Below are 18,631 nucleotides of genomic sequence, written 5' to 3' on the forward strand. Positions count from 1 at the left end.
CAATGAAAACGAATTAAGGACCGGGGAGCCAATTGGCTGAGAGGATGTAAGTAAACATCGACCCTCAACCTGATCTGGATAATGCCAGCGTAGGGAGTTACTTAAAGTGATGTAGCATATGTTATTCTGTAATAACTTGCATACAAGGCTTTCCTACGCAGTAGGAAAGCCTTTTCTTATTTTTGAAATTTAATTTTATAAGGGGGATTTTATTATGTCACAACAAGTTACAATGTCATTTTCAGTAGTACCACAAGCGAAAACGAAAGATGTATATTCTGTTGTCGATAAAGCAATTGAAGTTGTGCAACAATCGGGAGTTCGTTATGAAGTAGGGGCAATGGAAACAACTTTGGAAGGAGAATTAGATGTACTTCTTGATGTCGTTAAACGTGCGCAACAAGCTTGCGTCGACGCTGGAGCAGAAGAAGTGATTACTTCTATTAAAATCCATTATCGTCCAAGCACTGGTGTAACGATAGATGAAAAGGTTTGGAAGTACCGTGATGAATATGCAAAACCAGAAGCAATCTAAACTTATTACAACTATTTGGCTTATCCTTCTCATTGCGATATGGGAAGGATCTGTTTCATTATTTAAAATCGAACCGTGGATTTTACCAAAGCCTTCTGCCATTGTTCAAGAATTAATTGGGATGAAAGATTTACTATTACCAAATACGATGCAAACACTGCAGGAAGTTATAATTGGACTATTCTTTGCAATTTTATTGGGGACGAGCATCGCAATTATTATGGACGTTATACCGTTATTTCGTATTTTAATAAATCCATTGCTCGTTATTTCGCAAACAATTCCAATTGTTGTACTTGCACCGCTATTTATTATTTGGTTTGGATATGGGATGTTACCGAAAGTAATGGTCGTAATACTCGTTTGTTTCTTCCCAATTGCGCTTAGTATTTTAGAAGGTTTTCAAACAGTAGATAAAAACATGCTGAAACTGTTACAAACAATGAAGGCGACAAAATGGCAAGTTTACCAGAAAGTAAAATTTCCAGCAGTGCTTCCATACTTTTTCTCAGGTTTAAAAATTGCAGTTACATATAGCGTAATGGGGGCAATTATCGGAGAATGGCTCGGTGCAAGTGAAGGATTAGGCGTTATGCTTACGAGGGCTACAAAATCCTTTTTGACTGCCCGAGTATTTGGTGTTGCAGCAATCATCGTTATAGTGACATTATTCCTGTATTTTATCGTAGAGTTTATGGCAAGAATAACAGCACCATGGATATATAGAAAGGACGGCAGAAAATGAAAAAAGGTTTGAAAGTTATGTTAGCTGCCTTAGTAGCGGTAGGTGTGGCTGGATGTAATCCGGCGAAGAAAGAAGAAAGTGCAAGTAAAGATCAAAAAGTAAAAGTAGTATTAGATTGGTTTCCAAATACGAATCATACTGGCTTGTATGTAGCGCAAACGAAAGATTATTACAAAAAGCAAGGATTAGATGTAGAAATTATTCAACCAGGTGACAATGTAACAGCAGAGCAAATGATAGCATCAGGAAAAGCAGACTTCGCAATAAGCGCACAAGAAAATGTAACGTTAGCTCGTGTAGAAGGAATTCCTGTTGTATCTGTAGGAGCGATTATTCAGCATAACACTTCAGCGTTTGCATCGCTTAAGAAAGACAATATGACGTCCCCGAAAGATTTTGAAGGTAAACGTTACGGCGGCTGGGGAGGACCAGCAGAAGAAGCGACATTAAAGACGATTATGGATAAACATCAAGCTGATTTTAATAAAGTTGAAAAAATCATCTTAGGACAAACCGATTTCTTTAAATCAATTGGCCGTGATGCAGACTTTGAATGGATTTATTACGGATGGGATGGTATTGAAGCGAAGCGTCAAGGAAAAGAGTTAAATACGATTATGGTGAAGGACTTAGATCCAGCGCTTGATTTCTATAGTCCTGTTATTATTACGAGTGAAAAACATACGAAGCAAGATAAAGACTTTGTGAAAAAGTTTATGAGTGCAACGACAGAAGGTTATAATTTTGCAATTAAGGAACCGAAAGAGGCTGCTGATATTTTAATTAAAGCTGTTCCAGATGTGAATAAAGATTTAGTTCAAGAAAGCCAAAAATGGTTAAGTACGAAGTATCAAGATGATGCTAAAGCATGGGGAGTACAGAAGGAAGAAATTTGGACGAATTACATGAATTTCTTATATGACAACAAAGTTATTAAAAAGAAAATCGATGTAAAAGATGCTTTTACAAATGAATTCCTTCCAAGTGAAAAATGAGCGGATTACAAATAAAAAATATAGTGAAATCTTTCGACGGAAAGAATGTATTAGAGAATATTAGTGCCTCTATACAAGAGGGAGAGTTTGTTTCCTTTGTAGGACCGAGTGGTTGCGGGAAAAGCACATTATTAAACATGATTGCAAATGTTGAAAAACCAACAAGCGGGAACGTAACGTATAAAGATAAGCAAGTACAAGAGCAAGATGTTGTTAGTTATATGCCACAACAAGATTTATTACTACCGTGGCGATCAGCTTTGCAAAATATCGTTCTTCCGTTAGAAATTGAAGGAAAGCCGAAAAAGCAAAGGCTGACAGAAGGAATGGAAGCATTAAAGCAGTTCGAACTAGATGAATATGCAGACCATTATCCAGATGAATTGTCTGGTGGTATGCGTCAAAGAATTAGTTTTCTGCGCACATATTTATGTGAAAAGCCAATTATGCTGCTTGATGAGCCTTTTGGAAAGTTAGATGCATTTACAAAAATGGAAGTACATAGCTGGCTTTTAAACTCTTGGCATCAAGAGAAGCAAACAATCATTATGGTTACACATGACTTAGATGAGGCAATCTTGCTTTCAGATCGCGTATTTATTTTATCTCAAAGACCAGCGTCAATAGTTGGTGAGGTACAAGTGAAATTACCTAGACCGAGAACGATGGATATGTTAACATCACTCGAATTAAAAAAGGATAAAGAAGAGATTTTAAGTGTGTTAGCTCCTTATATGAAAAAATAGAAAAAGCTGATGTTTTAATTTTAGACGAACGGACTAATCATTTGGATGTAGAAACTAAGATGGCTTTACAGGAAGCGTTACAACAATACAAAGGAACGGTTTTAATTGTCTCACATGAACCTTCTTTCTATGAATCGTGGATAACAAAAGTATGAAATATAGAAGAATGGAATACTCAACAATATGAATAAAGAAAAGGCATTAGCTTTTATGAGCTAATGCCTTTTCTTTGTGATTAACATGATTTTCGAGAACTCTTACATGAGAATTGTATGAAGAAGCACTCTTATGGTGCGCTTATAAGCGTGCTTTTTCTTTTGTTATATTTATAATAATACGAAAGCCTTTCCCTAACAGGTGACTATCTTTCTTTATATATATAGATAGTTCAAAGTGGAATGAAAATAATTCCTATATGTAAAGAATAATATGGATATTATAGGAAGACAATAGAAATTAAAGGAAATTCATGTAAAATTCAAATGAACTTCATATAAACTTCATATTATAAAATGAATGTATAAACTTAATATAATTATAATAAGTTATTATTATAATTTGATTTTCCGTAAAATTAAAAGTTTGAATTTAGGAGGTATTACTCAAACCTAAATTCAAACTTTAGTGAAGTAATTAATGGATATTACGTCTAGTTTTCGCTAATGACGGCATTTAAAAGTTCGGCAGGATTACCTGTTCCTGCACCGCCAATTGTAATAGACCCACCAGGAGGAATTTCACCATTCCATCCTGCGTTCGTAATTACATAATGATTATTTGTTTTACTACTAATTTTAGAATCCCAAACTTGTGTTAAATTGCCGCTATAATCAAATTCTAATTTCCAATTTTTAATAGGAGTCGTTCCATTATTTTTAATTATAATCGAGAAGTTATAACCACTGCCCCAATTCGAAGTGACTGAAAATGTAGCAGTACCATTTCCATCAGGAGGTGTTGTATTAGCTTCATCTGTTTTGACAGTAAAAGCGGTAGGTTGTGATTTATTTCCAGCAGCATCTTTGGCAATTACTGAAAATGTGTATTCCGTATTAGGTTTTAAGTTTTTAATTGTAATGCTATTTGTTGTTGTACTCCATTTCTCTTCTCCAGCAGTAATTTCATATTCCGTAACTCCTACGTTATCAGTAGATGCAGTCCAGTTTAATTGAACTGAGTTTGAATTTTTATTCGTAACTACAATGTTTTTAACATTCGTTGGTGGCTCAGTATCTTTTTGACTAATAGGTCCACCAAGTAATTCTTTTACTAGCGTATCAAGTAATTTTGGACCACTACAACTATATTTTGGACTTGTGCGGCAATCTCCGCTTAGTTCCCAAAACATTGCTCCACTTAAACCTTTCGTCTTTATATAGTCTGTTTTGTATTTCATAGATTCATTGTCATCGTAGCTAATAAATGTGCCTGTAGTTGCATTATATAAATAAGGTACTTTAGCTGTGTCATTCCAGTAGCGTACAAAACCATTTTTATTAACGTAATTGGCTGCTAAATCACCGTAATCATACACACCCGTGTCACCGGTAGAATAATCATCCCAAGTACCTTTAGAAGCAAGTTTCCCATCACTACCTGGTTTGCAAGGTTGATATTGTCCGTTATTTTCTTTGCCACAACTTTTCCAGCCACGTCCGTAAAAGGGTACGCCTAATACTAGTTTATCGACTGGAACACCTTCATTTGTATAAACATTTATAGCACCATCTACGTAAAAATTCGTATTTGCTGCTGGGTCATTTGGATCCTTATATAGAGCTGCATTATGATTAGAAGTAGCTTCCCATCCGCCGTGGAAATCATATGTCATAATATTAATCCAATCGAGTATTTGAGAAATTCTCTTTAGCTCTGTATGATCAGCGTAGCGTTGGCTTGCGCCTGAAGCGATTGTTAGTAAATATTGTTTGCCATCTTCAGCACCTGCTTTATTCAAAGCATTTCGGACGTCTTGAAGAAGGAGAGTGAAATTTTGCTTATCTTCAGGACGGTAACTACCACCAGGAATCGTTTCAACGCCCGGATATTCCCAGTCTAAATCTACGCCATCAAACCCATATGCGCGAAGAAAAGCTACTGTAGAGTCAGCAAATACTTTTCTTGTTTTTTCATCAGCGGCCATATCAGAAAAGCGGTTAGACCAAGTCCAGCCACCAACGGAAATAATTGTTTTTAAGTGAGGATATTTAGCTTTTAATCGTTTTAGTTCACCGAAATTTCCGCAACGGGCATATTTATCGCAATCTTCCCAAGTTGTCCCTGAGCCAGGATACGATTTGGTAACATCAGCCCATGGTTCCCCGAGTACGAGAGTACCATTAGGAACCTCTTTATTTTGCAATGGTACACCAGATTCTTTACAGTTCCACGTTTGTTTATTTGGATTATCAGGATGAGTAGAAGGGTTTCCATGTTTTCCATTCCAACAAATATCCGCGAAAGCATAGTTAAGGTGAGTAAGTTTTGATGCATCAATGTCAGCAACTTGATAATTACGTCCGTAAACGCCCCACGAAGGAAAGTACCCAACAATTTTTTGACTTTGCTTTGGTGAATCTGCTAATGCGAGATTTGGAGTAATAAAATTTGTGAGAAAAAGAGGTAAGAAAAGTAGTAGGGATAGTAATAGCAGTGTGAATTTTTGAGACCTCATAGCCATTTCTCCTTTCAAAATAAAAGATATATTTAAAGGCATACGCCAATAAATCAAAATGAATCTAGACGTGTGAAACGTCTAGATAAAATGATCAGACATCACGAAGTCTATACAAGGGAGCTGGGGGTGATTAAATCGTAACAAATGTAAGATTTAGTGTAAACGCTTTATTAAGTTGAAAAAGACTTTCTCAATACAAAAAGGCTTGAATACAAACTATATATGAAAACGAAAAATCGGTATGGGAGGAAAAAGCTCATTATAAATAAATTTGAGAAAAAATTGTATGGAGCCAATTATTAAAGACGTAGAAAGATAAGGAAATATCATGTAAAATAATAGTAAAAATATGTAAAGGAGGGAATAGTGTGGATGTGTTTTTGAACATTGCTGAAGAGAAAATTCGACAAGCAATACGGAATGGTGATCTTGATTATATTCCGGGAAAAGGAAAACCACTACAATTAGAAGATCTTTCAATGGTACCTCCAGAACTTAGAATGAGTTATAAAATTTTAAAAAATGCGGGAATGATTCCACCAGAAATGGAACTACAAAAAGATATATTAAAAATAGAAGATCTAATTGCTTGCTGTTATGATGAAGAAGAGAGAAAGAAATTACGAGAAGAGTTAACAGCAAAAACTCTGCGTTTTCAGCAGGTAATGGAAAAGAGAAAGATTAAAGATAGTTCAGCTTTTCGTATGTATCAAGACAAAGTATTTCGTAAATTACGTTAAGAGGGATAAGATGAATACATTTAAAACGATAGAAGAATTAGCGACCTATATCGAAGAACAACAATTGGTACTTCTGTTTATTAAAACGGAAAATTGTGGTGTTTGTGATGTTATGCTAAGAAAAGTAAATTGCGTATTAGAGAATTATGATTACGTAGAGAAAATAGAGATATTACTACAAGACATGCAAGAGATTGCGGGGCGATATGGAGTATTTACAGGGCCAACAATTTTATTATTTCATAATGGAAAAGAAATTCTTCGTGAATCACGCTTCATTTCACTTGAAAATCTAGAGAGAACCATTCAATTATTCGAGGAATAAGGGAGGCTTTTAAATGGAATTTATTATTGTCATACTATTATTTGTTGTAGTTGGAACAATCGTAACAGCAGTTCGATCGAACAAGAAGAAGGTAAATCTTACAAAACAAAATAACATTCATAATTCATCTAACAGCTCATCACCATTATTTTTCTTTGCTGGATCTGATAATGATAGCTCGCATGATGGCGGCTCACATGATTGTGGAGGATCTTTTGGGGGAGATAGCGGAGGAAGCTGCGGTGGCGGTGGTGATTGATAAAAATGCGCCTTATATTAGGCGTATTTCTTTTTAAACAAACGTTTGATTAGTCGGCTTACATATGCATAAACACAGTTAAACAAACGTTTGTTTAATATTTTTAACATACTAAGGGGAATGGAAATGAAAAGGGAACCGAAAGTGAAAAATAAGGGGAAAGTAGTGTTATTTTTATTAGCTGCGGGAGGCGTATTTCTTGTTAAATTAGCATTTAAATTTGGAACCATACATATGATTCGAACTTGGTTTGAAAGTACGTTTTCTTAAATAAGGAATATAGCCTCTTGCGATAGAGGTTTTTGATTTGTTATTATTAGACTGAACGGTCGGTTTAAAGAGGTGTGAATATGAGAAGAAGCGCAGAAGAGATAAAGAAAGAAATTGCATATAAAGCAGAAAGTCTATTTTCACAGAAGGGCTACGCAGCTACATCTATGGAAGAGATTTGTGAAATTACAGAGCGAAGTAAAGGAAGTATTTATTATCACTTTAAAAGTAAAGAAGAATTATTTTTATTTGTAGTGAAACAGCATACGTATGATTGGATTGAAAAATGGAATGAAAAAGAGAAGTTGTATAGCACTAGTACTGAAAAACTATATGGTCTCGCAGAATATCATGTAGAGGACATACAGCAACCAATTTCAAATGCAATAGAGGAATTCTCTATGAGCCAAGTTGTAAGTAAAGAGATTCTGGATGAACTGTTAGCTTTAACTAGAGAATCATATGTTATGTTTGAGAAATTAATTGAAGTAGGTATACAGTCTGGAGAGTTCCGTGAAGATAATACTCGTGATCTTATGTATATTGTAAACGGATTATTATCAGGACTTGGAGTGCTTTACTACGAATTAGATTATAAAGAGCTGAAACGTATTTATAAAAAGGCAATAGATGTATTGTTAAAAGGAATGGCAGCTGAATAATAGGTCAGTTGCTTTTCTTACAAAATAAATTAGACCGAACGGTCGGTTTGTGAAAGGGGAATGAAAATGAACGCTTTATTTAAAAACCGAGTATTTATGCTCGTTATGGCGTCTGATATTTTACAACAATTTGCAATTTGGATCAGAAATATGGCTCTTTTGTATTTTATAATGGAGCGAACGAATAATGATCCAGTTTCTGTTTCGTTGTTATCAGTTATGGAATATGCACCTATTTTTATTTTCTCGTTTATCGGTGGTGCGCTAGCTGATCGCTGGAATCCGAAAAGAACAATGGTCGCTGGAGATGTATTAAGTGTACTGTCTATTATAGGAATTGTCTTGTTGTTAAAAATGGATTATTGGCAGGCTATATTTTTTGCAACACTCATTTCCGCGATTGTAGGTCAGTTTTCTCAGCCCTCATCTTCGCGTATATTTAAGCGCTATGTAAAAGAAGAAGAGGTAGCAAATGCGATTGCATTTAACCAAACATTACAGTCATTATTTCTGATTTTTGGACCAGTGGTAGGATCGCTTGTGTATACACAACTTGGTTTATTTATGTCACTATATAGCTTAATCATTTTATTTTTGTTATCAGCTATCGCCCTTTCATTCTTACCAAAATGGGTTGAAAAAGAGCAGGTGGCGAGAGACTCATTAAAAAATGATATAAAAGAAGGTTGGAAGTATGTTCTTCATACGAAAAATTTACGTATGATTACGATCACTTTTACAATTATGGGTTTAGCTGTTGGATTAACGAATCCATTAGAAGTATTCCTTGTAATTGAACGTTTAGGCATGGAAAAAGAAGCTGTTCAATATTTAGCGGCAGCTGACGGAATAGGTATGTTACTCGGTGGTATTGTTGCTGCAGTTTTCGCTTCAAAAGTGAATCCGAAAAAGATGTTTGTATTCGGTATGGGTATATTAGCGATGTCATTTTTAGTAGAAGGGCTATCTACATCATTTTGGATTACTAGTTTCATGAGATTTGGAACAGGTATTTGTTTAGCTTGTGTTAATATCGTTATCGGTACACTTATGATTCAACTTGTACCAGAAAATATGGTTGGAAGAGTAAATGGGACGATTTTACCACTGTTTATGGGGGCAATGCTAATTGGAACTTCACTAGCTGGAGGATTAAAGGAACTAACTTCACTAGTTACTGTGTTTTGTATAGCAATGGCACTTATTTTATTAGCGATAGGGCCAGTTCTACGCATGCAAATAAAAAAAGAAGATGTTGCTAATAAAGAGGCACTAACAAATTCGTTAGTTTCGAAATAACTATTGTAAGGGAGCAAAATTGCTCTCTTTTTCTTTGAGGAACTTTTGACAACTATATGAGCCAATTATATACTGATGTTGTAAAAATAATTTTACAGATTAGGAGCAATGGTGTGAAAAATCAAATCCATGAATTACGCACTGAAAATAATATTTCACAAGGCGCATTAGCTGATAAATGTAAGGTTTCTAGACAAACGATAAATGCAATTGAGAATAATAAATATGATCCAAGTTTAGCGTTAGCATTCCGTTTAGCTGAAGTATTAGGGACAACTGTTGATAAATTATTTTTGTACAAGCAGTAGAGTCGTTCGTTATAAGGCGCACCTTTAAAAATAAAAAAGATCCTCTTCTTATGAGAAGAGGATCTTTTCTTATAGCGTTTTAGTCTTTGGACTAGGTGGTGTAACGGATGTATTATTTTCTGGAACTCTAGTTAGTAAGAATCCTCCGATAATAAACAGAACAATAATACTAAGAACACCAGCGTTTGTTTTTCCTGTTAATTGCGTTGTAACACCGACTAATACCGGACCCATAATTGCGGCGAACTTACCAAATATATTATAAAATCCGAAGAATTCATTAGCAGATTCTTTTGGTACTAGTTTTGCAAAGTATGAACGACTTAGTGCTTGAATACCACCTTGAGATGTAGCAACTAGCATTGCTAAAATCCAAAAATCAAGTGTCGTTTTTAAGAAATAAGCATATGTGCAAATAATGATATAAATAATGATACCGACATATAACATTTTTTTGCCAGTAAATGTTTCAGATAATTTTCCGTATAGTAAAGCAAATGGACAAGCGACAATTTGTGTTACAAATAATATGATTAATAGATTCGTTGCACTAATACCGAGATCGGTTCCGTAAGCGGTAGACATAGTAATAATTGTATCGACTCCGTCAATATAGAAAAAGTAAGCGATTAGAAACATAAATACAGTTTTATATTCTTTAATATTTTTAAAAGTATCAGCAAGACGTTTGAAGCTCATTCTAATAGGTCTTGGATGACGCTCAATATAGTGTGTTTGCTCTACGTTTTTTAGCATTGGAATTGTAAATAACCCCCACCAAAGAGCTGTTATCGCAAAGGAAATTTGACTAGCAATGCCGACCGATAAGGGAATAGTTCCTTTTTGAGAAAGAATAATAAGAGCGATACAACCGATAAAAGGAATTGTACTCCCGATATAACCTAATGCAAATCCTCTTGTAGAAATTCGGTCCATTCTATCTTCAGAAGTGACGTCCACTAAAAATGCATCATAGAAAATGTTTGCTCCAGCAAAGCCGATTAAGGCGAGCATATAGCACCCTAGCAATAAGTACCACTGAGAGGTTGGAACAATTGCTAACATACTTGTAAATACGATACCAAGTCCAAAGAAGAATGTGAAAAATCGTTTTTTAAATCCTTTATAATCAGCAACTGTGCCGAGAATAGGGGCAAGTATAGAAATTAAAAGTGTTGCGAATGAGTTTGCATATCCCCAATATGCTGTTGAAGTTGCCCCAGATAGTCCAGCTTCTTTTGCAGCTGCTTTAAAGTAAATTGGAAATAATGCAGTTGTAATGACGAGCGAGTATACAGAGTTCGCCCAATCGTATAATATCCAGCTTTTTTCTTGTCTGGACATTTTTTTCATATAATGTTCCCCCTTAAATTTGTTTTACTAACAGTGTACAAAAATAAAAATTATAAAAAGAGAAACAGTGATGAATTTTACATAACTTTTACATATATACACAGTTCTTTACAATTGGAGTAAATCCTCTACAATTGCTCCGTCTGTTTCACCTAAGTGTAAACCTAGTAGTCTAGCGATAGTTGGACCTTCATCAATAAGTCTCATATATGGGATTGTCACACCAATTTTTATGCCTTTTCCGGCAGCGATAAAAATTGTTTCATAGTTAGGTTTTGTTGGAGAGTATCCATGCGTACCAAATGTATATTTTTTACTAGGCGTAACATCTTTTTCGGTAATTTCTTTTATGAAATCTCCTGTATAGTTTTCAGTGAAATAATACCCTTCTCGTGCTTCTAACATGAATAAACAATTACCGTCTGCACCGCAGTCTTTCGCAGCTTCATCATGAAGTATAAATTCAATTCCGTTTTGTTTATTTTGAAGTAGGTCTTCAAGGAGTAGTTGTACCTCCCGAATTGTATCCGTATCATTTTTGTCCTTTACATATACATAGGCAGAGCCGTCGCAACTTTGGCAATAGGCTTTCCAGTCTACTAATTTTCCTTTTTTATTAAGAGATATAAGTCCTCTTTGATGGAATAGCACATTTAATTGGATGGATTTGTTTTCACTTAAAGCGCTATGATCACCAAGGGCAATAATTGTACTTTCTTCGTATAGGTCACTTTCTTTTAGTGCTTGAATAATTTTCCCTAGACGTTCGTCATGTCTCTGGATAGCAGCTATTGTTTCGTTAGATTTAAAGCCGTGATAGTGTCTTTGGGTGTCTAGATCGGTGAAATGTACAAACATGACATTAGGCTTTTTCGTCTGGATTGTATGCACAGCAGAGGCGAGGACGAAATCATCCAGCTCTGGTTGTGATAAACCATTTCTTATATGGCCGAAACGACGATTTAAATCTAATTGGTATAGTGGGCTACCGCTAAATAAGGAAACTAACACTTGATTTTGCCAAGGTCTATTGGGGAAAATTTCTGGTAAATTGTAATCGATGTTCGCTCTTCCGGTAACAGGCCATAGAAGGGCGGCTGTCGTTAAATTTGCTTTGCGCGCTTCATCATACAATGTTGTTCCTTTTATTGATTTTCGGTACCAATGCCAATCAGGTGATTCACGCCCTGGTTGAAGTAACGTATTGCTAACAACACCGTGCTTGTTAGGGTAATTACCGGTTACGATTGTTGAGTGGCTTGGATATGTTACAGAAGGATAAATTGGTTCTACTTTTTCGACAACCGTGCCCTTTTTTATTAGAGATTGGAAATGAGGTAGTTTTTGTAGTATAGGAAAATCTAAAGCTGATAAACAGTCGAATGATAAAATAATGACATGGTTTGTTAATGCTTTATCCATAAAGTTCCCTCCTGATTATATAAAACCTATTCTTATATATTACTATTAATACCTAGTAATAAAAATATATTTTTAGGTGAAAATTTATTATTTATTTTCAGAAAAATTAAACATATAATTAAGTATAAGGGAATCTATGGAAGGAGGAAACACTATGGATTGGTTAGATGGATTTGGTATCTTTTACATCATTGGTGGAATCACGATTATCCTTGTATTTGCTATTTCATATTTACTAAAGAAACGGTTTCCAGACAAACAGTTCGATATTATATTTGCACTTAGTTTAATACTTCTTTGCTTAGCGTCCTTTCCCGTTACAATGATGGTTATTGGTGGGTGGGAAGGAATGGGATATGGATTTATTGGTTTCTTCGTCCTACTTGGTACACTTATCGGTATGATTGCACATCAACTTGTGAAAATTACGCGGAAAAGCTACGTATAAAACTGCAAAAAATGAAAAGAATATATAATAATAAGAAAATTAGCTATTGTTTTAAAAAAGAATTTGTATTATGATAATCAACAAATTTATTTCGTTATAACGATGAAAAAGGACTAGTACATGTTCAACCTTTTTAGCAGAGAGAGAATCCGCCAGGCTGAAAGATTCTTAAAAAGGCAATATGGAACCTGCCTTTGAGTTCTGCATATGCAGCGGGAATTTCCCGTTATCAAAAAGAGAGCATGCGCAATTTTTGTGCATGAATCAGGGTGGTAACGCCGGCAAAGCTCGGTCCCTATTTAGGGACGCGGGCTTTTTTGTATTTTCTAGAAGGAGGAAGACTGACTATGGCAAAAGAACAAGTGCAAGCCATTACGAAGATGGAAGAGGACTTTGCGCAGTGGTATACCGATATTGTAAAAAAAGCCGAACTTGTTGATTATTCAAGTGTAAAAGGGTGCATGATTTTACGTCCGTATGGTTATGCCTTATGGGAGAATATGCAGAAGGTGATGGATGAGAAGTTAAAAGAAACTGGCCATGAAAATGTATATATGCCAATGTTTATCCCAGAGAGTTTATTGCAAAAAGAGAAGGATCATGTTGAAGGATTTGCTCCTGAAGTAGCATGGGTCACGCATGGTGGAGATGAAAAGTTAGCGGAAAGACTTTGTGTACGTCCTACATCTGAAACTTTATTCTGTGAGCATTTTTCAAAAATTGTGCAATCCTATAATGATTTGCCAAAGTTATATAATCAGTGGTGTTCAGTAGTTCGTTGGGAGAAGACAACTAGGCCGTTCCTTCGTACGACTGAATTTTTATGGCAAGAGGGTCATACAATCCATGAAACGGCAGAAGAATCGCAGGCTGAAACATTAAATATTTTAAACTTATATGCTTCTTTCTGTGAGGATTATTTAGCAATACCAGTTATTAAAGGACAAAAAACAGAAAAAGAGAAGTTTGCTGGAGCAAAGGCAACTTATACAATTGAAAGTTTAATGCATGATGGAAAAGCACTTCAAACAGGAACCTCTCATAACTTTGGGACGAATTTCTCAGAAGCATTTGATATTAAGTTTTTAGATCGTAACGGTAAGTGGCAATATGTGCACCAAACATCTTGGGGTGTATCAACAAGAATGATAGGCGGGCTAATAATGGTTCATAGTGATAATAATGGACTTGTAATGCCACCAAAAGTCGCTCCAGTGCAAGTTGTTATTGTACCGATTGCTCAGCATAAAGAAGGAGTTTTAGCAAAAGCAACAGAGTTACAAGCACATATTCAAAAGGTTGCACGAGTAAAAATAGATGCTAGTAATAAAACACCAGGCTGGAAATTTAATGAGTATGAAATGAAGGGGATTCCAATTCGATTAGAAGTTGGCCCTAAAGATATTGAAAAGAATCAAGTTGTACTTGTAAGAAGAGATACGAAGGAAAAAGAGTTTGTACCAATGGATCAATTAGAAGAACGTATTCCAGCATTACTTGAAGAAATTCATATTGCTTTATTTAATAAAGCAAAAGCATTTCGCGATGAGAATACGTATGTTGCGACAAATTTCGAAGAGATGAAAAAAATAGCTGACGAAAAGCAAGGATTTATTAAAGCGATGTGGTGCGGGGAATTAGCTTGTGAAGAGAAACTAAAAGAAGAAGTTGGAGTATCTTCTCGCTGTATGCCTTTTGAGCAAGAGCATTTAGCTGAAGAATGTATTTGTTGTGGTAAAGAAGCTAAACAAATGGTGTATTGGGGAAAAGCGTATTAATACTTTTTCTGATAGGTGATAAAAAGGACTTTGGGCTGCATAATAAAGTGCAATCCAAAGTCCTTTTTAGTTTTATACAGTATTTCATGTATTCTTTAGATGGAAGTATGTTGCTCTTATTTTACGTTTTTACGACGAATAAACAGTAACATACCAATTAGGAATGTTGAAAGACCCATTAAAATAGATGCAGGATAATGTGTTGCTGTATTCGGTAATTTATCACCTTGTTTTTTCGTATTATCTTTTACGTTCCCCCCTTGAGAACTGCTATCACCTTTAACGCGATTGCTACCTTGAGAGCCATTCCCACCGTGTGAGCCACTGCCACCAGAACCGTTACCACCAGAGCCGTTGCTACCAGAACCGTTACCGCCAGAACCGCTGCCACCAGAACCGCTGCCACCAGAGCCGTTGCTACCAGAACCGTTACCGCCAGAACCACTGCCACCGGAACCGCTGCCACCAGAGTCATTGCCACCAGAACCGTTACCGCTAGAACCGTTACCGCCGGAACCATTGCCACCAGAGCCACTGCCACCAGAACCGTTACCGCCGGAACCATTGCCGTCAGAGCCACTGCCATCAGAACCGTTACCGCCGGAACCATTGTCACCAGAACCACTGCCGTCAGAGCTGCTACCACCAGAACCATTACCGCCGGAACCATTGCCGTCAGAGCTGCTACCACCAGAACCATTACCGCCGGAACCATTGCCGTCAGAGCCACTGTTACCAGAACCACTATCGTCCTGAGAACCGTTATTTCCTGGAGGTTTATTATTATCCTTTGAGTTTCCTTCTGCAAAATGATCGCTATTTTGTACAATAGCGTTTGTTAATGGTTGGAAGTTTTCAGTTGCAGCATTACCGATATTTAAACCGCTAAAAAAAGATAAAGAGAGTGTTGATGCTAAAATGAAGATTTTCGTCATGGTTTTCCTCCTAAGAAATTAATATTCCATCAATACATCCCTTTGTAATATTTCTTAGGAAAAAGAGTTTTATGCAAAAAAAACTATATATAGAAAAAGGTGGTGTATTTGTCAAAGCAGAAAAGAGTTAATGTAGATTTTCTACAAATAATAGAGGTGGAGAATTTACATTCATAACGGTAGAGGAAGTGGCAGTGGATGAAAGAGTATATAGCGTTTGATATTGGCGGTACGCAAATTAAGTATGGTATTGTTTCAGAAATAGGGAGAGTATTAAAGCGTAAAACAGTTGCAACAGAAATTCATTTAGGCGGAGAACAAATTATTCAAAAACTTATATATGTATCCCAAAAAATAATGAATGAACATACTATTGCAGGAATTGGTATTAGCACTACGGGAATTGTTGATATTAATAAAGGAATTGTGACAGGAGGTGCGGATCATATTCCGGGATATAGTACGATTCCTATTATTGATAGATTGCAAGAGATATTAAAAGTTCCAGTATCGATTGACAATGATGTGAATTGTGCAGCGTTTGGAGAAAAGTGGAATGGTAGTGGAAGAGAGAAAGATAACTTTATTATGCTCACCATTGGAACAGGGATTGGGGGAGCAATTTTTATAGATGGAGAATTGTACCGAGGACATTCATTTAGTGCTGGTGAATGGGGGAATATGCTAATAGAAGGAAAAACGTTTGAAGAGGTTGCTTCGATTTCAGGATTAATTCGGCTTGTAAGAAAATATAAAGGCAAAGGCGAGTGGAATGGGAAAAGAATTTTCGAGTTGTATGATAAAGGAGATAGAGAAGTTGCTCAAGCAGTTGGGATTTTTTTTAAACATTTGGCAATCGGAATTAGTAATCTTGCTTATATTTTTAATCCAGAAACGATTATTATTGGTGGAGGAATTACCGATAGAGGAAATGAGTTTTTAAAAGAAGTAAAAGAAGAGATCAGTAAATACTTAAATCAAGAGATTTATAATAATTGTGAGATTGAACTTGCGCAAAACGGTAATTGTGCAGGAATGATTGGTGCTATTTACCACTTCTTACATCATCATAAGTAAGTTATATGAATGTTTTCATATAACTGAGAATTTATCCTTTTTATCGCTAGGTAAATAATGCTACAATATAAGAGAAGAATACAATATTTTCCGATTTGGAAAATGCTTTGTAGAAAGGGAGAAACTTCATGCCTATTATTTTAGAAAAAGGTCAAAAGATCGATTTAACGAAAGGACAACCAAAAGTAGCAAAACTACAGGTTGGCTTAGGCTGGGATCCAATTGGGCAATCAGGTGGATTTCTGTCTTCATTATTTGGAAGTAAACCAAATGTAGATTGTGATGCATCTGTTGTTATGTTAGAAGGAGATCGTTTTTTAAACAAAAATGATTTAGTTTACTTCGGAAATAAACTTTCTACTTGTGGTAGTATTATTCATTCAGGAGATAATTTAACAGGTGAAGGCGCTGGTGATGACGAAACAATTTTCGTAGAATTACATAAAGTTCCGAGCCGTATTAATCGTTTAGTATTCGTTGTAAATATTTATGACTGTGTAAATCGTCGTCAAGATTTCGGGATGATTCGTAATGCATATATTCGTATTCAAAACCCGCAAACTGGTGAAGAATTAGCACGCTATAATTTATCGGATAATTATGCTGGCAAAACAACTCTAATTGCAGGTGAAATGTATCGTCACGGAAGTGAATGGAAGTTTTCAGCAGTTGGAGAAGGCACGCAAGATAAAAACTTAAGTGAGATTGTATCACGTTATCAATAAAATAACCGAGGAGGAATTGTATATGGCGTCAATTTCATTGAAAAAGGGACAAAAGGTAGACTTAACAAAAACGAATCCAGGTCTTTCGAAAGTTCTTGTAGGACTTGGTTGGGACACGAATCGTTATGATGGACAAAACGATTTCGATTTAGATGTTAGTATTTTCTTAGTAGGTGCTAACGGTAAAGTTTCAGGTGCAGAGGATTTCGTCTTCTATAATAATCCAAAAGGTGCGAATGGTGCTGTAGAGCATTTAGGAGATAACCGCACTGGTGAAGGTGAAGGCGATGACGAAGCGATTAAAGTAGATTTGAAAAATGTTCCTGCTCACATCGAACGTATTTGTTTCACAATTACAATTTATGATGGAGAAGGCCGTAGCCAAAACTTCGGACAAGTTTCTAATTCTTTCGTACGTATTTTAGATGAAGAAAAGAATGCAGAATTAATTCGTTACGATTTAGGAGAAGATTTCTCTATTGAAACAGCCGTAGTAGTAGGTGAATTATATCGTCATGCAGGTGACTGGAAATTCAATGCAATCGGAAGTGGATTCCAAGGTGGATTAGCGTCTCTATGTAATAACTTTGGTTTAGATGTAGAGTAATAGATTTGATTTATATATCCATTGGTGAAATGTATGTTTACTGATGGATATATTTTTAAAGATAAACATATAGAGGTGAATATAGATGGTTATTCAATTACAAAAAGGCCAGAAAATCGATTTAGGTAAGACAAGCCCTGGTTTAACAAAAGCAGTAATTGGTCTTGGATGGGATATTAAATCTTATGACGGTGGAGCTGATTTCGATTTAGATGCATCTGCCTTTTTATTAGATGCAAACGGAAAATGTACGAAGGAAACTGATTTTATCTTCTATAATAATTTACAGTCTCCTTGTGGATCTGTTTTACATACAGGAGATAACCGTACAGGTGAAGGTGAAGGTGACGATGAGCAACTTGTTGTGGACTTGAAGAAAGTTCCAGCAGATGTGCACAGAATTGCTATTACAGTTACGATTTATGATGCAGAAGGCCGTAGTCAAAACTTTGGGCAAGTAGGAAATGCGTTTGTTCGTTTAGCGAATGAAGAAACGAGTGAAGAAGTTCTTCGTTTTGACTTAGGGGAAGATTTCTCCATCGAAACAGCAGTTGTCTTTTGTGAATTATACCGTCATAATGGACAGTGGAAGTTTAATGCAGTAGGAAGTGGATTCCAAGGTGGTTTAGGTGCGCTTGTAAGAGCGTATGGCTTGGATGCATAGAAAGGAAACGATATTCGTTTCCTTTTTTTGACCTTTCTATAAATCTAGCAAAGAATAGGGG

The 18,631-nt window shown here is 35.8% G+C and carries 21 protein-coding genes, 1 pseudogene, 1 riboswitch and 1 other annotated feature; of the genes and pseudogenes, 18 read left to right on the forward strand and 4 right to left on the reverse strand.

Annotated features, from left to right (window positions below; all coding sequences use genetic code 11):
• Positions 1-11 precede the first annotated feature (11 nt).
• Positions 12-113, forward strand: a riboswitch (TPP riboswitch).
• A gap of 101 nt (positions 114-214) precedes the next feature.
• The 5 genes and pseudogenes from MKY21_RS02165 to MKY21_RS02185 form a co-directional block, all read left to right on the forward strand.
• Positions 215-535: an MTH1187 family thiamine-binding protein gene (locus MKY21_RS02165; protein WP_000082906.1), complete on the forward strand. Its 321-nt coding sequence runs from the start codon at positions 215-217 to the stop codon at positions 533-535.
• Positions 507-1,280, forward strand: a complete 774-nt coding sequence (locus tag MKY21_RS02170) for an ABC transporter permease (RefSeq protein ID WP_001057165.1) — start codon at positions 507-509, stop codon at positions 1,278-1,280. Before MKY21_RS02165 ends, MKY21_RS02170 begins: the two co-directional genes overlap by 29 nt.
• The gene (locus MKY21_RS02175; RefSeq protein WP_000715573.1) at positions 1,277-2,275 is read left to right on the forward strand and encodes an ABC transporter substrate-binding protein; all 999 of its coding nucleotides are present in this window, start codon (positions 1,277-1,279) and stop codon (positions 2,273-2,275) included. The genes MKY21_RS02170 and MKY21_RS02175 overlap by 4 nt, the downstream gene beginning before the upstream one ends.
• Positions 2,272-3,021 (forward strand): ABC transporter ATP-binding protein, encoded by a 750-nt coding sequence (locus MKY21_RS02180; RefSeq protein ID WP_000016081.1) that lies wholly within the window; start codon positions 2,272-2,274, stop codon positions 3,019-3,021. The genes MKY21_RS02175 and MKY21_RS02180 overlap by 4 nt, the downstream gene beginning before the upstream one ends.
• Positions 3,018-3,176: pseudogene (locus MKY21_RS02185) on the forward strand (ABC transporter ATP-binding protein); the annotation flags it as partial. The gene MKY21_RS02180 and the pseudogene MKY21_RS02185, both read left to right, overlap by 4 nt.
• 494 nt (positions 3,177-3,670) lie before the next feature.
• Here MKY21_RS02185 and MKY21_RS02190 read toward each other — a convergent pair.
• Positions 3,671-5,695 (reverse strand): glycosyl hydrolase family 18 protein, encoded by a 2,025-nt coding sequence (locus MKY21_RS02190; RefSeq protein ID WP_001257479.1) that lies wholly within the window; start codon positions 5,693-5,695, stop codon positions 3,671-3,673.
• 371 nt (positions 5,696-6,066) lie between these two features.
• On the opposite strand from MKY21_RS02190, the gene MKY21_RS02195 reads away from it, so the two are divergent.
• From MKY21_RS02195 to MKY21_RS02225, 7 genes are all read left to right on the forward strand, one after another.
• Complete coding sequence (locus tag MKY21_RS02195) at positions 6,067-6,438, forward strand: DnaJ family domain-containing protein (protein WP_000382367.1); 372 nt, start codon at positions 6,067-6,069, stop codon at positions 6,436-6,438.
• A 10-nt stretch (positions 6,439-6,448) separates the two neighbouring features.
• Complete coding sequence (locus tag MKY21_RS02200) at positions 6,449-6,763, forward strand: thioredoxin family protein (protein ID WP_001091336.1); 315 nt, start codon at positions 6,449-6,451, stop codon at positions 6,761-6,763.
• A gap of 13 nt (positions 6,764-6,776) precedes the next feature.
• Positions 6,777-7,022: a hypothetical protein gene (locus MKY21_RS02205; RefSeq protein WP_000394369.1), complete on the forward strand. Its 246-nt coding sequence runs from the start codon at positions 6,777-6,779 to the stop codon at positions 7,020-7,022.
• Between the two features lie 126 nt (positions 7,023-7,148).
• Entirely contained in the window at positions 7,149-7,292 is a 144-nt protein-coding gene (locus tag MKY21_RS02210; RefSeq protein WP_000817981.1) for a hypothetical protein, read from the forward strand.
• Positions 7,293-7,372: 80 nt separating this feature from the next.
• The gene (locus tag MKY21_RS02215) at positions 7,373-7,954 is read left to right on the forward strand and encodes a TetR/AcrR family transcriptional regulator (RefSeq protein WP_001254434.1); all 582 of its coding nucleotides are present in this window, start codon (positions 7,373-7,375) and stop codon (positions 7,952-7,954) included.
• A gap of 66 nt (positions 7,955-8,020) precedes the next feature.
• Complete coding sequence (locus tag MKY21_RS02220) at positions 8,021-9,253, forward strand: MFS transporter (RefSeq protein ID WP_086392086.1); 1,233 nt, start codon at positions 8,021-8,023, stop codon at positions 9,251-9,253.
• 56 nt (positions 9,254-9,309) lie between these two features.
• The gene (locus MKY21_RS02225; protein WP_080119155.1) at positions 9,310-9,561 is read left to right on the forward strand and encodes a helix-turn-helix transcriptional regulator; all 252 of its coding nucleotides are present in this window, start codon (positions 9,310-9,312) and stop codon (positions 9,559-9,561) included.
• 69 nt (positions 9,562-9,630) lie between these two features.
• Here the strand turns inward: MKY21_RS02225 and MKY21_RS02230 are convergent, their stop codons facing one another.
• Positions 9,631-10,914, reverse strand: coding sequence for an MFS transporter (locus tag MKY21_RS02230; protein WP_044795638.1), 1,284 nt, complete (start codon positions 10,912-10,914; stop codon positions 9,631-9,633).
• A gap of 108 nt (positions 10,915-11,022) precedes the next feature.
• On the reverse strand, positions 11,023-12,336 hold the full coding sequence (locus MKY21_RS02235) for an alkaline phosphatase family protein (RefSeq protein WP_306702437.1): 1,314 nt from the start codon (positions 12,334-12,336) through the stop codon (positions 11,023-11,025).
• A 154-nt stretch (positions 12,337-12,490) separates the two neighbouring features.
• Here MKY21_RS02235 and MKY21_RS02240 point away from each other — a divergent pair, with 154 nt between their 5' ends.
• Both MKY21_RS02240 and proS read left to right on the forward strand, forming a co-directional pair.
• A complete protein-coding gene (locus MKY21_RS02240) occupies positions 12,491-12,784 on the forward strand; it encodes a YesK-like family protein (protein ID WP_000383853.1) in 294 nt (97 codons plus the stop codon).
• A 93-nt stretch (positions 12,785-12,877) separates the two neighbouring features.
• Positions 12,878-13,084, forward strand: a binding site (T-box leader).
• Between the two features lie 47 nt (positions 13,085-13,131).
• Positions 13,132-14,562, forward strand: a complete 1,431-nt coding sequence (gene proS, locus MKY21_RS02245) for a proline--tRNA ligase (protein WP_001040977.1) — start codon at positions 13,132-13,134, stop codon at positions 14,560-14,562.
• 116 nt (positions 14,563-14,678) lie between these two features.
• On the opposite strand, the gene MKY21_RS02250 is transcribed toward proS, so the two are convergent.
• A complete protein-coding gene (locus MKY21_RS02250; protein WP_341075343.1) occupies positions 14,679-15,497 on the reverse strand; it encodes an LPXTG cell wall anchor domain-containing protein in 819 nt (272 codons plus the stop codon).
• A gap of 198 nt (positions 15,498-15,695) precedes the next feature.
• Here MKY21_RS02250 and MKY21_RS02255 point away from each other — a divergent pair, with 198 nt between their 5' ends.
• From MKY21_RS02255 to MKY21_RS02270, 4 genes are all read left to right on the forward strand, one after another.
• Positions 15,696-16,574 (forward strand): ROK family protein, encoded by an 879-nt coding sequence (locus MKY21_RS02255; protein ID WP_000666112.1) that lies wholly within the window; start codon positions 15,696-15,698, stop codon positions 16,572-16,574.
• 128 nt (positions 16,575-16,702) lie between these two features.
• Entirely contained in the window at positions 16,703-17,299 is a 597-nt protein-coding gene (locus tag MKY21_RS02260) for a TerD family protein (RefSeq protein ID WP_001121586.1), read from the forward strand.
• Positions 17,300-17,321: 22 nt separating this feature from the next.
• Positions 17,322-17,906 (forward strand): TerD family protein, encoded by a 585-nt coding sequence (locus tag MKY21_RS02265; protein ID WP_000146726.1) that lies wholly within the window; start codon positions 17,322-17,324, stop codon positions 17,904-17,906.
• Between the two features lie 85 nt (positions 17,907-17,991).
• Positions 17,992-18,570 carry a TerD family protein gene (locus tag MKY21_RS02270; protein ID WP_000236643.1) on the forward strand — a complete coding sequence of 193 codons (579 nt, stop codon included), beginning with the start codon at positions 17,992-17,994 and terminating at the stop codon, positions 18,568-18,570.
• Positions 18,571-18,631: the final 61 nt, after the last annotated feature.

Source organism: Bacillus sp. FSL R9-9497, assembly GCF_038005805.1.
GTDB classification, from domain to species: domain Bacteria; phylum Bacillota; class Bacilli; order Bacillales; family Bacillaceae_G; genus Bacillus_A; species Bacillus_A cereus.

Excerpts from the sequence above, each read along its gene's own strand:
- MKY21_RS02165 (WP_000082906.1), top strand. The coding sequence starts at position 215 with ATGTCACAACAAGTTACAATGTCATTTTCAGTAGTACCACAAGCGAAA.
- MKY21_RS02170 (WP_001057165.1), top strand. The coding sequence starts at position 507 with ATGAATATGCAAAACCAGAAGCAATCTAAACTTATTACAACTATTTGG.
- MKY21_RS02175 (WP_000715573.1), top strand. The coding sequence starts at position 1,277 with ATGAAAAAAGGTTTGAAAGTTATGTTAGCTGCCTTAGTAGCGGTAGGT.
- MKY21_RS02180 (WP_000016081.1), top strand. The coding sequence starts at position 2,272 with ATGAGCGGATTACAAATAAAAAATATAGTGAAATCTTTCGACGGAAAG.
- MKY21_RS02190 (WP_001257479.1), bottom strand. The coding sequence starts at position 5,695 with ATGAGGTCTCAAAAATTCACACTGCTATTACTATCCCTACTACTTTTC.
- MKY21_RS02200 (WP_001091336.1), top strand. The coding sequence starts at position 6,449 with ATGAATACATTTAAAACGATAGAAGAATTAGCGACCTATATCGAAGAA.
- MKY21_RS02205 (WP_000394369.1), top strand. The coding sequence starts at position 6,777 with ATGGAATTTATTATTGTCATACTATTATTTGTTGTAGTTGGAACAATC.
- MKY21_RS02210 (WP_000817981.1), top strand. The coding sequence starts at position 7,149 with ATGAAAAGGGAACCGAAAGTGAAAAATAAGGGGAAAGTAGTGTTATTT.
- MKY21_RS02215 (WP_001254434.1), top strand. The coding sequence starts at position 7,373 with ATGAGAAGAAGCGCAGAAGAGATAAAGAAAGAAATTGCATATAAAGCA.
- MKY21_RS02220 (WP_086392086.1), top strand. The coding sequence starts at position 8,021 with ATGAACGCTTTATTTAAAAACCGAGTATTTATGCTCGTTATGGCGTCT.
- MKY21_RS02225 (WP_080119155.1), top strand. The coding sequence starts at position 9,310 with ATGAGCCAATTATATACTGATGTTGTAAAAATAATTTTACAGATTAGG.
- MKY21_RS02230 (WP_044795638.1), bottom strand. The coding sequence starts at position 10,914 with ATGAAAAAAATGTCCAGACAAGAAAAAAGCTGGATATTATACGATTGG.
- MKY21_RS02235 (WP_306702437.1), bottom strand. The coding sequence starts at position 12,336 with ATGGATAAAGCATTAACAAACCATGTCATTATTTTATCATTCGACTGT.
- MKY21_RS02240 (WP_000383853.1), top strand. The coding sequence starts at position 12,491 with ATGGATTGGTTAGATGGATTTGGTATCTTTTACATCATTGGTGGAATC.
- proS (WP_001040977.1), top strand. The coding sequence starts at position 13,132 with ATGGCAAAAGAACAAGTGCAAGCCATTACGAAGATGGAAGAGGACTTT.
- MKY21_RS02250 (WP_341075343.1), bottom strand. The coding sequence starts at position 15,497 with ATGACGAAAATCTTCATTTTAGCATCAACACTCTCTTTATCTTTTTTT.
- MKY21_RS02255 (WP_000666112.1), top strand. The coding sequence starts at position 15,696 with ATGAAAGAGTATATAGCGTTTGATATTGGCGGTACGCAAATTAAGTAT.
- MKY21_RS02260 (WP_001121586.1), top strand. The coding sequence starts at position 16,703 with ATGCCTATTATTTTAGAAAAAGGTCAAAAGATCGATTTAACGAAAGGA.
- MKY21_RS02265 (WP_000146726.1), top strand. The coding sequence starts at position 17,322 with ATGGCGTCAATTTCATTGAAAAAGGGACAAAAGGTAGACTTAACAAAA.
- MKY21_RS02270 (WP_000236643.1), top strand. The coding sequence starts at position 17,992 with ATGGTTATTCAATTACAAAAAGGCCAGAAAATCGATTTAGGTAAGACA.